The organism is Brucella sp. NBRC 12953 (genome assembly GCF_040369775.1).
GTDB classification, from domain to species: Bacteria; Pseudomonadota; Alphaproteobacteria; order Rhizobiales; family Rhizobiaceae; genus Brucella; species Brucella pseudogrignonensis.
The window spans coordinates 251,913-265,151 of the sequence record NZ_BAABSV010000002.1; the positions used below are offsets into that span (position 1 = coordinate 251,913).

The window sequence follows — 13,239 nt, forward strand, 5'->3', positions numbered from 1 at the left end:
TACCCTGTCTTCGCGAATTAGAATTCACTAAAATTCAGAACAGTTTCATCACGTTAATTCAGATTGGCATTCTTGTAATGCGTGGCGGCAATCTTACGGATAGTCTTTTTCAACCTGCAGACGATCTAGCTTTCTTTTCGCGTCTGCGCTGAACAGATGAAGCAATATTCATCGATTCACGATATTTCGCGACTGTTCTTCGCGCGATATCCACACCGTCCTTTTTCAAGGCATCTACGATGGAGTCATCAGACAACACGTCATCGGGCTTCTCGGCATCAATCATCTGACGGATGCGATGGCGCACACTTTCAGATGAATGCGCATCACCACCTTCCGACGACGCGATGGAAGCGGTGAAGAAATAGCGCAATTCGAACACGCCACGCGGTGTCGCCATGAATTTGTTTGCGGTGACACGGCTGATGGTGGATTCATGCATCCCCACAGCATCTGCGACGATACGCAGGTTCAAAGGCTTGAGATGGGTCACGCCGTGGCGCAGAAAGCCGTCCTGCTGGCGAATTATTTCCTGTGTCACTTTCAGGATTGTGCGAGCGCGCTGATCGAGGCTGCGTACCAACCAGCTGGCCGACTGCATGCAATCGGACAGGAATGTCTTTTCCTCAGCTTTTACCGAGGTGCTGACTTCCGCATAATATTCATTGTTGACGATCAGACGCGGCATTGCTTCGGGGTTGAGTTCAATCGCCCAGCCATCGTCGCTTGATCGTGATACCAGTACATCAGGAACGATGACATCTGCGACCGACACTTCAAACTGTGTGCCGGGCTTGGGATCAAGCGCCCGGATCTCGCCAAGCATATCCAGGAGATCAGCCTGATCGACGCCGCAGAGTTTTTTCAGCGTTGCAAAATCTCGCCGCGCAAGCAGTTCAAGATTATTGATCAGCGCCTCCATGGCCGGATCAAACCGGTCCTTGAGGCGCAGCTGGATCGCCAGGCATTCACGCAGATCACGCGCGAAAATCCCCGCAGGATCAAAGCTTTGCATCTCGTGAAGCACGCGCTCGACATGGGCCGTTTCAACGCCGAGATTTTGCGCAAGCAGTGAAGTGTCGGCACGCAGATAGCCGCTTTCATCCAAAGCATCGGCAAGTGCGGTTGCGATGAAACGATCAGCAGCAGTGGCGAAAGACAAGGTGATCTGTTCGGCTACATGGGTGCTTAACGAAGGGCGGCTCGCTGTGACCTGATCAATGTCGTAGCTGCCGCCAGCGCCGAAGCTTTCGCCACCGGTCGTTTTCCATTGCGGGTCGAGTGTACTGCTCGCGTCGTCACTGCGACCGGGGTCATCGGGGAAGATGTTTTCGAGCGAACTGTCAAAGGTCGACGAGAGATTTTGCGCGTCATCAACCGTATCGGTCTTGAACCAGTCTTCATCGGATGAGGTTTCCGCCGAAGCTCCGTCATCGCTGTCACGAGGAGGTTCGGCGTCTGCAAAATCATCATTCGCTGCCTCAATTCTGTCCAGCAGCGGATTTTTCTCGATCTCCAGATCGATGAACTGCTCCAGCTCGATATGCGTCATCTGCAACAACTTGATGGACTGCATCAACTGCGGAGTCATCACCAGCGATTGCGATTGACGAAAATCTAGCTTCGGCGAGAGTGCCATTCGTTGTTTTATTTCCCCGTTTTTGCCCGTGCCAGCCTGTTAGAGCGCCGCTCGCCCTTTTGGGCGCGCAAAGTTCGTTCTAACACTTTATATTTACAGCACAATTTACCTCAAACTGATTCAAGTTTGAGGAATTATGCTGTAGCCGCTAGCAAAGTCGCCTTTATATGAATTGTTTTCGACCAAGGCGTTCCAATTATCAAAACTGGTATGAACCTTGCTTGTCAATTCAGAATGTGCGTTTTTCGGACAAAAGGGGAAAATAGTCGCAAGAATGCCGCGCTTTGCAAAAGCAGCGCGGCAAGCTTCACTCGAAAATGAGAATATGCTCCGGCAAACAATACCGGAACTGTAATTTACAGCGTGAACTGATCGCCGAGATAGAGCCTGCGCACGTCGGGGTTGGCGACGATTTCAGCAGGACGACCATGTGTCAGCACCTGACCGGCATGGATAATATAAGCACGATCAATAAGACCAAGCGTTTCACGGACATTGTGGTCCGTGATGAGCACGCCGATGCCACGGCTGGTCAGGTGACGCACGAGCTGCTGGATGTCCGACACCGCAATCGGGTCAACACCAGCGAAAGGTTCGTCGAGCAGCATGAAATTCGGACGTGAAGCAAGGGCGCGCGCAATTTCCAGACGACGACGTTCACCACCCGACAGGGAAATGGCAGGCGCCTTGCGCAGATGCGAAATATGAAACTCTTCGAGCAGAGCGTCGAGCTCCGTCGCGCGCTTCTTGCGGTCCTTCTCGACCACTTCCAGCACGGCCTTGATATTGTTTTCGACCGACAGGCCACGGAAAATCGAGGCTTCCTGCGGTAGATAGCCAATCCCAAGACGCGAACGGCGATACATCGGCATCGACGTCACATCGTAACCGTCGATTTCAATGGCACCAGCATCAGCCGGGACAAGACCCGTCACCATATAGAAGCATGTGGTCTTACCGGCACCGTTAGGGCCGAGAATGCCAACCGCTTCACCTGCACGTACGCCAAAAGACACACCGTTGACGACCTGTCGCCCGCGATAGCTCTTGCAAAGTCCACGAGCGACCAGCGTCCCTTTGAGACGCGTCGTCTTGCCAGGCTGAGATGGCATCACACCATCCGCACCCTCAGTAGCGGCTGCATTTTCAGAAATGGCCTGCTGCTCGTCGGCTTTCTTGTTCCAGAACAATCCCACGCGCGCTCCGGTTAGTTGGACTTGGGCGCGCCACCGCCCTGCTGTTGATCCTTGGGAGCCATGATGATCGATACACGACCCTTGCTCTGGCCCTTGCAGCTTTCCAGGAAAGCCTTGCCCGTACCCATATTGGCCGTCAGCTTGCAACCGGTCGCAACATTGTCGCCATCGGTCAGCACGACTTTCTGGCCCTGAAGCACCATGACCTGGCTCTTGCCGTCATAAGTACCAGTGTCGCCAGTGGCGACCTGCGTGCCGGACTTGAGGTAAACCTTGCCGCTGATTTCAAGACGATCAATGCCTGAACCGCTCAGACCAGCGGTACCGCCAGCTGGCTGGCCACCTTGGCCCTGCGAGTCTTTGTTATAGAAGACGATCATTTTGCCGGACTTAAGAAGTGCGTCGCCCTGAACCACCGAAACATTGCCGGTAAAAATGGCTTTGCCTTCCTTGTCGAGCATTTCGAGCTTGTCAGCATCGATCTTGATTGGGCTCTTGCCGCCGGAAAGCTGGAGGCTGCCAAACGGCACCTGCTGGCCTTCCTGAGCCAGAGCAGAAACCGGCGCAACAACAAGGCCCAGCGCCAAAGCTGCAAATCCCATCCGCAATGTGCGGGTCTTCATGCTCTTGTTCATGTTGCCGGTCTCGCGTTCCATCATTCTCGAGCTCCCCTACAAATCCCATTCCCTGGAATCAGGTCGAGCGTATCAAATCCCTGCTCGACGCATAAACCTGTCCTAAAAGCGTATCAACCTTTCAGGCCAGCACCTCAAGCTATAATTAATCAGCCCCGATCTTAAACTTAACGCAGCCAGATAGAAATATCTGACTGCGCAGAAAAGAAACCAGAACCCGCAGAAACCTGCGTTAAACGATATCTGCTAAGCGCAGACTCTTTAAATTTTTGCCTTCAACACGCCCTGACGGAAAACCAGTTCCCGCTTTTCCGCGACATGCCATCGGTCTTTACCTCCAGTATGTCGTTGTCGGAAAACCGGTTCCCACTTTTCCGCGACATACTTTAAGGCGTGTTGTTGCCCGAAACTGCACCGCCGTCAATGACAACACGCACCTTGTTTTCAAAGATCACGACTTTGCCGCTCTCTTTGATCTGCATGGTGTCGGCACTGATCTGCGTACTACCATTACGAATTTCAACCGGCTTGTCTGTCGTCACCTGACCGCTTTTGAGATTAACATCAGCGGATCGCATGACAGCATGCAGGCCTTCATTTGTCGTAACAGTAAAATCCTTATCAAGTTGCAAACGACCGTTCGCATTATCGTAAACGCCAGAAGCAGCTTCGACTTTTGCATTGCCATTATCGCCCACCGGCAGCTCCGCAGAAATGCCTTCCAGCGCGATTGCGCCGCTATTCTTGGCATCCTGAATGGCCTTGGCCGCAATCATGGAATAAGGACGATTATCCTTGGTATAACCGTTGAGCTGTGGATTGCTCATGACGAGCTTGCCGCTCTCCCCGCCATTGTTCACTTCCACCTTCACAGGCGCGGCAGGCGTTGCGAGAAATGTGTACCAGGAGAAAACAGCTGCAAGCGCAATGGCCGCAACAGGCAGAGCGGTTTTGAGCACGCGTACGCGGATCGAATGACGCTGGGCAGCCTTAAACAGCGAAGCTGCCTTTTCAGACGCTCCAAAATGCATGCCACCGCCACTCGGTGCTGTTGTGGCAGCTCCCTGCGAAACATGAATATGTGGTGTGTCGGCGCTCATGGTCTTTTTCGATTACTCAATCTGTTAACGCAGCTTTTAGTGCCGCTTTATTGCTCAACTGTTTACAGAAACATCGAGAATGAATTTTTCACCCGACGCTATCTTAGATCAATACGGTTTATTTGGGGTGCATTAGCCTGTCACTCAAGACTAATACACGGCACAAAACACCGCACCTGCCATGCAAAAATGACATGAACATTGCGGAACTGCAGCAAAACTGGCGTTTACAGGCCTCTTAACAATGGTAAAAAGCCGATCACTTCATTGTTAACATATAATAAGCTTATATTACAGCAGCGCTCTCCGGCGAGCAAACTCCTTGCGACAAAATTATTGATAGACCTTGTCGCTTTGCCTATTGCGGGACATAGATAGTAAAAACATCGACAGCACTTCGCTTGAATTATGGATGGATGAGTATGGCTCAGGACGCCGAGGCACTGATCGAAAGACGCAAGCTGCGTAGAAAGCTGACCGTATGGCGCATCGCCTTTCTGCTTCTGCTGGCAGTACTCATTGCAGCCATTGCGTCCTACTCCATGCGCGGCCCTAATTTTGCGACCCCTCACGTTGCAAAGGTCCGCATCGAAGGCACGATTTTTGAGAATGAAGAGCTTATCAAGCGCCTCAACAAGATTGCCGATGACGATGCGGTCAAAGGCGTGATCCTTATTCTCGATTCACCGGGCGGCACCACCGTTGGCGGCGAATCAATCTATGAAGCCGTGCGCAAAATCGCCAAGAAGAAGCCTGTTGTAACGCAGGTTGGTACACTTGCAGCATCGGCTGGCTATATGATTGCCAGCGCGTCCGACCACATTATTGCGCGCCAGACCTCCATCGTCGGGTCAATCGGCGTGCTGTTCCAATATCCCGACCTTTCCAAGCTTCTCGATACAATTGGCGTGAAGGTCGAGACGATCAAATCTTCGCCACTCAAGGCAGAACCGAATTATTTCAGCCCTGCAAGCGATGAAGCCAAAAACATGATCCGCAATATGATCATGGATTCTTATGACTGGTTTGTCGGAATTGTTCAGGAACGCCGCTCTTTCACGCATGAGGAAGCGCTGGCTCTGGCCAATGGCGCGGTCTTTACCGGCCGTCAGGCACTGGACAAGAAGCTGATTGACGGACTTGGCGGCGAGGAAGAGGCTGTTGCGTGGCTCACCAGCAAGGGCGTATCCAAGGATTTGCCCAAGCTTGAATGGAAAGCAGTCAGCAATGACACCGGTTTTTCGCTGCGTGATCTGATAATTCATGCCGGTGCGCGCCTACTAGGCGTGCCACAGGAAGCCAATGGTATGTTAAAGGAAATTGCCAAAGACCGTATCTTCCTTGACGGACTTCTTTCGGTTTGGCACGTTGACGGAACGCCGGGTGTCACTCCGGCAAATAAATGAGTCCTTTCACCGGACAAGAGAAACACAGGGGTTTAAAGCCGTGATCAAATCGGAACTCGTTCAGGTTATCGCCAGCCGTAATCCGCATCTTTTCCAGCGCGATGTCGAAAACATCGTCGGCGCGGTTTTTGAAGAGATCACAAATGCCCTTGCTGATGGCAACCGCGTCGAATTGCGCGGCTTTGGCGCTTTCTCGGTAAAAAACCGCCCGGCCCGCAGCGGCCGCAATCCACGTACCGGCGATACGGTGGATGTTGAAGAAAAGTGGGTGCCATTCTTCAAGACTGGCAAGGAACTGCGTGACCGCCTCAACGGCGCCATCTGATCCATCATGGTGGCAAAGCGCGTCATAACGATTGTTATTCTGGTGCCGTTGGCGGTCATTCTGATCGCCCTTTCGGTGGCCAATCGCGAAACGATTGGCCTGACAATTGATCCGTTCAACCCCGGAAATCCAGCACTGACCTATCAGGCTCCGCTGTTTATCTGGCTGTTTGGTGCGCTTATCCTCGGTGCTTTGATCGGCGCTGCCGTCACCTGGCTTACGCAGGGCAAGCATCGCCGTCGCGAGCGACGCTACAAAAAAGAAGCCTCACAGCTTCTGGAACGTGCGGAATCTGCTGAAAAGCGCCATGTGGCCAACACGGTTTCCAACGTCTGATAGCGACCGTTTTTCTTTTTCACTTTCGTTCTGGCGTCATTTGCCCTACCTAAACCCAAAATAAATCACGGAGTTTCGGGTGAAGGCGCCAAAAGGAAAAGGCAAAAAGCCAACGGGCGGTAAAGAGCAGCGCGGTTTTGGTCGCGCAAAGCACGACGAACCGCGCTCAGCTGCCAAACATGAGAGCAAGCCAGACAACAAGGCTTCGTTCTTCAAGAAGCCGCGTCCGCAATTTGCAAAAGCCACACCAAAGCCTGCTGAAGAAAAGCACATCGCAGCGCCTCAGCGCGAGATCAAAGCTTATCAGGGCAAGCGCCCGGGTGAACGCGCACCCGTCATCCTCGAAACAGAACCGTCCAACGATTATGCATTGCTCGACAGCGGTGATGGCCTCAAGCTTGAGCAATATGGTCCTTATCGCATTGTACGCCCGGAAGGTCAGGCGATCTGGCTCCCAAGCCTGCCGAAAAGCGAATGGGACAAGGCCGATGCTGTCTTTACCGGCAACACCGATGAAGAAGGCATGGGACGCTGGGCATTCCCGAAACTGCCGCTTGGTGACACTCTGGGTGAAACATGGCCTATGCGGCATGACGGCATATCGTTTCATGGCCGCTTCACGTCGTTCCGCCATGTTGGCGTATTCCCGGAACAGGCCGCGCACTGGTCCTATATGGACAATCTGATCCGCGATGCCGCCAAGTCGGGCCGCACGGTGAAAGTGCTCAATCTGTTTGGTTATACCGGCGTTGCATCGCTCGTTGCAGCACGCGCTGGTGCCGAAGTCACCCATGTTGACGCTTCCAAAAAGGCGATCGTCTGGGCACGCGAAAATCAGGAGATGGCCGATCTTTCCGACAAGCCGATCCGCTGGATCTGCGAAGACGCTATGAAGTTTGTGCAGCGCGAAGAACGCCGCGGCAGCTTCTACGACATCATCCTGCTTGATCCGCCAGCCTATGGTCGTGGTCCGAACGGCGAAGTCTGGCAGTTGTTCGAACATCTGCCTGCAATGGTCGATACCTGTCGTTCCATTCTCACGCCAAACGCGCTGGCCGTCATTCTGACCGCCTATTCGATCCGCGCTTCCTTCTTCGCCATTCACGAGCTGGTGCGCGACCGTTTCACCGGTCTTGGCGGAACAGTCGAATCGGGCGAACTTATTCTTCGCGAACGTGCGAGCCAACGCGCACTTTCCACATCCATGTTCAGCCGCTGGGTAGCAAAATGAGCCGAAACGACGATTTCTCCAGAAGCGGCAATAATCAGACCGGATCACGCGTGGGCCAGGTGAAAGAAGTCACCAGCCTCACCAATCCGATTGTCAAAGATTTGCGCTCGCTGGCGCTGAAAAAATTCCGCGATCAGCAGGGCGTGTTTCTGGCAGAAGGCCTAAAGCTCGTCATCGATGCCTTTGAACAGGACTGGCGCATCAAGACGCTTGTGTTTGCCAAATCCGGTAAAGGCAACAAGATGGTCGAGCAGGTTGCAGCACGCACCTTCGCTAAGGGCGGACTGGTGCTGGAAGTGACCGAAAAGATCATGGCTGCGATCACCCGCCGCGATAATCCGCAGATGGTGGTTGGCGTTTTCGAGCAGCAGTATCAGCAGCTTGCAAACCTCAAGCCAAAAGGCAACGATGTTTACATAGCGCTTGATCGTGTGCGTGATCCCGGCAATCTCGGCACTGTTATCCGCACCGCCGATGCAGTTGGCGCCAAGGGCATCATCCTGATCGGCGACACCACCGATCCTTATTCGCTGGAAACTGTGCGCGCCACCATGGGCTCGGTGTTCTCGATGCCGCTCTATAAGACAACGGAAACCGAGTTTCTAAACTGGCGCAAAGGCTTTTCGGGTCTTCTCGTTGGCACGCATCTCAAAGGCGCTGTCGACTATCGCACGATCCCTTACGCCAAAAAGCCGGTCATTCTGATGATGGGCAATGAGCAGCAGGGTCTGCCGGAAACGCTTGCTGAAAGCTGCGACAAGCTCGCACGCATCCCGCAGGCAGGCCGTGCGGATTCGCTTAATCTGGCGATTGCCACCGGTGTCATGCTTTATGAAATCCGCCGCGAGGCACTCACTCTCGATGAAAGGTCCAGCGGATGAAGCGTCATGCGGTTTTGTCGTCGTTTCTCGTTGTCATTATCGCAGTCCTGATCGATCAGGGCGTTAAATATCTGGTCGAAACCCGCATGGGCTACGGGCAGCAGATTGATCTGTTGCCCTTCCTGGCACTCTTCCGCACGCATAATGAAGGCATCGCTTTTTCGATGTTGGCATGGCTGCACGATTGGGGACTGGTCGCAATCACCGCTGCCGTTATTCTTTTCGTGCTGTACCTCTGGTGGACCAATCCGGCCAATCGCGTCTTCGCCCGCTATGGTTTTGCGCTTGTCGTGGGTGGTGCCATCGGCAATCTGATTGATCGCGTGATGCATGGCTATGTGGTCGATTATATCCTTTTCCACCTGCCGACATGGTCGTTTGCGGTCTTCAATCTCGCCGACACGTTTATCACCATCGGAGCGGCGCTAATCATTCTGGAAGAGTTTCTTGGCTGGCGGCGCGAGAAGAAGGCGGCGCGCTAAATCGCCAATCATTATTGGGATGCGCGTCGAAGCCGTCCCTATTTCATGCTCGCCGATAGGCGGCTTGAACAGTTTCGGCCTTTCGCATAATTTGTAGCCGAGAATTTAAAAGCGATTTTAAGGGGATAAGGTTCGACAGCCTGAATTGACACATTGGTGACACGGTTCTGTCATCGTCGCGTAGCACTGAATCTGTACTGCTTCGGTTAGAATGGACGTCATGTCCACGCAACCAGGCCGTGGAAAAAGCGGAAACGGTTAGAATTTGCTGAAATACCAGCAAGCACACCGTTCAGGATTGCGTGAACAACAGGATCAGGAGCGAATCATCATGTCAGTACTGCTTGGAATGGACCAGCAAATCATTGATGATACGATCATGTCGGGCATAGAAGCACAACCATCGCTTTTCGCATCTGGAAGCGACCCTATCATTCTGGGACGCATCGGATCGCTGGAAGTAAGACTAGCAAACTCCCGCGACGCAATCGAAGCGGCGCAGGAATTGCGCTTTCGCGTCTTCTTCGAAGAAATGGGTGCCCGCAAGGAAACCATCGAAGAAGTTGAATTAAGAGACGCCGACCGTTTCGACGCCATCTGCGACCATCTTCTCGTTTATGATACTGCATTGCCCGTGCCTGAACATCAGCAGATCGTCGGCACCTATCGCTTGATGCGTAGTGATCAGGCCGAAAAGGCACTCGGTTTCTATTCAGCAGACGAATATGATGTGCAGCGTCTCGCACTTTCGCGCCCAAACCTCAAACTTCTTGAGCTTGGCCGTTCCTGTGTGAAGGCTGAATATCGCTCCAAGCGCACGGTCGAGCTGCTGTGGCAGGGTGCATGGGCTTATTGCCGTCGTCATTCGATTGACGTGATGTTTGGCTGTGCATCGTTCCATGGTGCCGTGCCAGCCGCACATGCGCTGGGACTGTCGTTCCTGCATCAGAACTGCCGTGCAACGCCTGACTGGGATGTGCGCGCGCTGCCACATCGCTATCAGCCTATGGATCTGATGCCGAAGGAAGCGATCAACACCAAGGTTGCGTTGTTCTCAATGCCGCCACTGGTGAAGGGTTATTTGCGCCTTGGTGCCATGATTGGTGATGGCGCAGTGATCGATGAAGCTTTCGGCACGACGGATGTTTTCATCATCCTGCCGATTGAGCGCATTTCCAGCCGTTACATTACGTATTATGGCGCGGACGCTAACAGGTTTGTATAAAATAAAAGGCGAAGCTCAGCTTCGCCTTTTCTAATTTCACGCCCTGCCAGCCAATTCCTTCAGCTTATAAACCAGTTCAAGCGCTTCACGCGGCGTCAGCTCATCGGGGCTGATCGCTGCCACAGCCTTTGCCAATTCGCTATCCTTTGCGGCAGCCTGTGGCTTGGGCTTTTCCTGTTGCAACACAACGGAAAACAACGGCAGATCATCAATCAGCTTGTCGGCCTTACCAGAGGTTTCACCGGCTTCCAGCTGATGCAGCACATCGCGCGCACGGTTGACGACAGCTTCCGGCAGACCGGCAAGGCGTGCAACCTGCACGCCATATGAGCGATCAGCTGCCCCCTTTGCCACTTCATGCAGGAAGACGACATCATTGTCCCATTCCTTGACCCGCATGGTGACGTTGAACAGCCGGTCCAGCTTTTCAGAGAGTGCCGTCATTTCATGGAAGTGGGTCGCAAAGAGTGCGCGACAGCGGTTCTTCTCATGCAGATATTCCACTGCCGCCCAGGCAATCGAAAGCCCGTCAAAGGTTGCCGTGCCACGACCAATTTCATCGAGAATGACCAGCGAACGCTCACCCGCCTGATTAAGAATGGCGGCAGTTTCAACCATTTCCACCATGAAGGTCGAACGGCCCCGTGCCAGATCATCCGACGCGCCAACACGGCTGAACAGCCTGTCCACAACACCGATTTGTGCGGAGCCCGCTGGCACAAACGAACCCATCTGCGCCATGATCGCGATCAGCGCATTTTGGCGCAAGAAGGTCGATTTACCGCCCATATTCGGGCCGGTCAGCAACCAGATCGCACCATTTCCACCGTCCTTTTGCGGTGAGAGATCGCAATCATTGGCCACAAACGGATTGGCCGCCTGCCGACGCAATGCCTGCTCAACCACCGGATGACGGCCAGCGACGATGTTGAAAGACAAGCTGTCATCAACCAGCGGACGGCAATAGCCCTGCTCTTCCGCAAGAACTGCCAGCGAAGCTGAAACGTCGAATACCGAAAGGGCTACAGCCGCCGCACGAATACTATCGGCATGGCTGACCGCTTCCGCAGTCAGTTCTTCAAAGATTGCCAGCTCAATGGAGAGCGCACGGTCGGCTGCATTGGCGATCTTGCTTTCCAGCTCTGCCAGTTCCGTGGTGGTGAAACGCATGGCATTGGCCATGGTCTGACGATGGATGAAGCGGCCCTTCGCTTCAACCGTATCGGTCATGGTGCCTGAATTATTAGCTGTGACTTCGATGAAATAACCAAGCACATTGTTATGCTTGATTTTCAGCGTTTTAATGCCGGTTTCCTCGATGTAATCAGCCTGAAGCCCAGCAATCACACGGCGCGACTGATCACGCAGCGCGCGCATTTCATCAAGCTCGGCATTATAGCCCTGACGCACGAAGCCACCGTCGCGCTTCAAAAGAGGCATTTCCTCGGCAAGTGCGCGGTCGATATGGGCAGCAAAGCTGGCAGGCAATGTCTCAATCGCTTCGCGTGCCTGAGCCAGTTCATCAGGCAGAAGTGCGTCTTCAAGAAGCGAACCAATTCCGTTTGCGGCCTCAAAACCCCGCTGCAAGGCGCCAAGATCACGTGGACCACCACGGCCCACCGCCAGACGCGACAAGGCGCGCGGCATATCCGGCACGCCTTTAAGCTCCAGTCGAAGCCCTTCGCAAAGCGTTTGCTCGCTCAGAAACCACGAAACGGCATCAAGGCGCAGCGCAATCGCCTTGGGATCGGTCAAGGGTGCCGTCAAACGTTCTGCCAGAAGCCGTGCACCGCCACCCGTTACCGTGCGGTCGATGGCCTTGAGCAGACTGCCTTCACGATTGCCCGACATAGTGCGAGCGAGTTCGAGGCTTGCGCGGGTGGCGGGATCGATGAAAATCGTACCGCCTTCCTGCTCGCGTTCAGGTCGCATCAACGGCGGACGCTCGGCAATCTGCGTCTTTTCGATATAGGCAATCGCCCCGGAAATGGCGGAAAGCTCGGAACGGCTGAACTGTCCGAAACCATCCAGTGTCGCCACATTGAAATAACGCTGGATACGATTCTCAGCCGCCGCACTGTCAAACAGGGTTGCCGGCTGTGGAATGACAGACTTGCCAATGAGATCAAAAGTCGGACGCAGATCGGCATCGTGAAACGCCGTGTCAGCGACGACCAATTCGCGCGGATCAATGCGTGCAACATCGGCAAAAAGCCGGTCTTCAGTTGTTTCTGACACGCGGAACGTGCCTGTCGAAATATCAATCCATGCAAGCGCCAGCGCGCCGTCGCCTTTGGTGCGGCCAAGCGCCATCAGATAATTGGCTTCCGACGGATCGAGCAGCTTTTCTTCGGTGATTGTGCCGGGGGTTACAAGCCGGATCACATCACGGCGGACCACCGATTTGGAGCCACGCTTTTTAGCTTCTGCCGGGTCTTCGATCTGCTCGCAAACCGCAACGCGATAACCTTTAGCGATCAGCCTCTGCAGATAATCATCGGAGGCATGAACCGGCACACCGCACATCGGAATATCTTCGCCCAGATGCTTGCCACGCTTGGTGAGCGTGATGCCCAGCGCTCTGGAAGCTTCTACCGCATCGTCGAAGAACAGCTCGTAAAAGTCGCCCATACGATAGAAAAGCAGCGAATCAACATTCGCGGCTTTGATCTCAATATACTGTTCCATCATGGGCGTGAGGCGAACAGCGGTTTCCTGCGTGGTATTTCCCCCCGCTTCCAACTGTTTCTCTTCGACCTTCGCTTCCATGCTAAACCTTCATT

12 protein-coding genes are annotated in these 13,239 nt (G+C 53.8%); 7 read left to right on the top strand and 5 right to left on the bottom strand.

The window, feature by feature from the left end:
* Window positions 1-109 precede the first annotated feature (109 nt).
* The 4 genes from rpoN to lptC all read right to left on the bottom strand — a co-directional run bounded on the left by rpoN (window position 110) and on the right by lptC (window position 4,570).
* Entirely contained in the window at window positions 110-1,639 is a 1,530-nt protein-coding gene (rpoN, locus tag ABWV94_RS05130) for an RNA polymerase factor sigma-54 (RefSeq protein WP_113496050.1), read from the bottom strand.
* 356 nt (window positions 1,640-1,995) lie between these two features.
* Window positions 1,996-2,835 (bottom strand): LPS export ABC transporter ATP-binding protein, encoded by an 840-nt coding sequence (lptB, locus tag ABWV94_RS05135; RefSeq protein WP_007873267.1) that lies wholly within the window; start codon window positions 2,833-2,835, stop codon window positions 1,996-1,998.
* Between the two features lie 11 nt (window positions 2,836-2,846).
* A complete protein-coding gene (locus ABWV94_RS05140) occupies window positions 2,847-3,491 on the bottom strand; it encodes an LptA/OstA family protein (protein ID WP_039859483.1) in 645 nt (214 codons plus the stop codon).
* A gap of 365 nt (window positions 3,492-3,856) precedes the next feature.
* Complete coding sequence (lptC, locus tag ABWV94_RS05145; RefSeq protein WP_039859444.1) at window positions 3,857-4,570, bottom strand: LPS export ABC transporter periplasmic protein LptC; 714 nt, start codon at window positions 4,568-4,570, stop codon at window positions 3,857-3,859.
* Between the two features lie 422 nt (window positions 4,571-4,992).
* Between lptC and sppA the strand changes: the two genes are divergently transcribed.
* The 7 genes from sppA (at window position 4,993) to olsB (ending at window position 10,456) form a co-directional block, all read left to right on the top strand.
* Complete coding sequence (sppA, locus tag ABWV94_RS05150; RefSeq protein WP_007873254.1) at window positions 4,993-5,976, top strand: signal peptide peptidase SppA; 984 nt, start codon at window positions 4,993-4,995, stop codon at window positions 5,974-5,976.
* A gap of 40 nt (window positions 5,977-6,016) precedes the next feature.
* On the top strand, window positions 6,017-6,301 hold the full coding sequence (locus tag ABWV94_RS05155) for an integration host factor subunit beta (RefSeq protein ID WP_007873253.1): 285 nt from the start codon (window positions 6,017-6,019) through the stop codon (window positions 6,299-6,301).
* A gap of 6 nt (window positions 6,302-6,307) precedes the next feature.
* Entirely contained in the window at window positions 6,308-6,637 is a 330-nt protein-coding gene (locus ABWV94_RS05160; RefSeq protein ID WP_007873251.1) for a lipopolysaccharide assembly protein LapA domain-containing protein, read from the top strand.
* A gap of 79 nt (window positions 6,638-6,716) precedes the next feature.
* Window positions 6,717-7,868 carry an RsmD family RNA methyltransferase gene (locus tag ABWV94_RS05165; RefSeq protein WP_112804617.1) on the top strand — a complete coding sequence of 384 codons (1,152 nt, stop codon included), beginning with the start codon at window positions 6,717-6,719 and terminating at the stop codon, window positions 7,866-7,868.
* Window positions 7,865-8,749: a TrmH family RNA methyltransferase gene (locus tag ABWV94_RS05170; RefSeq protein WP_064320067.1), complete on the top strand. Its 885-nt coding sequence runs from the start codon at window positions 7,865-7,867 to the stop codon at window positions 8,747-8,749. The genes ABWV94_RS05165 and ABWV94_RS05170 overlap by 4 nt, the downstream gene beginning before the upstream one ends.
* Window positions 8,746-9,231, top strand: coding sequence for a signal peptidase II (lspA, locus tag ABWV94_RS05175; RefSeq protein ID WP_007873245.1), 486 nt, complete (start codon window positions 8,746-8,748; stop codon window positions 9,229-9,231). Before ABWV94_RS05170 ends, lspA begins: the two co-directional genes overlap by 4 nt.
* 331 nt (window positions 9,232-9,562) lie before the next feature.
* The gene (olsB, locus tag ABWV94_RS05180; protein WP_167377088.1) at window positions 9,563-10,456 is read left to right on the top strand and encodes a l-ornithine N(alpha)-acyltransferase; all 894 of its coding nucleotides are present in this window, start codon (window positions 9,563-9,565) and stop codon (window positions 10,454-10,456) included.
* Between the two features lie 36 nt (window positions 10,457-10,492).
* Here olsB and mutS read toward each other — a convergent pair whose 3' ends face one another.
* A complete protein-coding gene (mutS, locus tag ABWV94_RS05185) occupies window positions 10,493-13,225 on the bottom strand; it encodes a DNA mismatch repair protein MutS (protein ID WP_353412756.1) in 2,733 nt (910 codons plus the stop codon).
* Window positions 13,226-13,239: the final 14 nt, after the last annotated feature.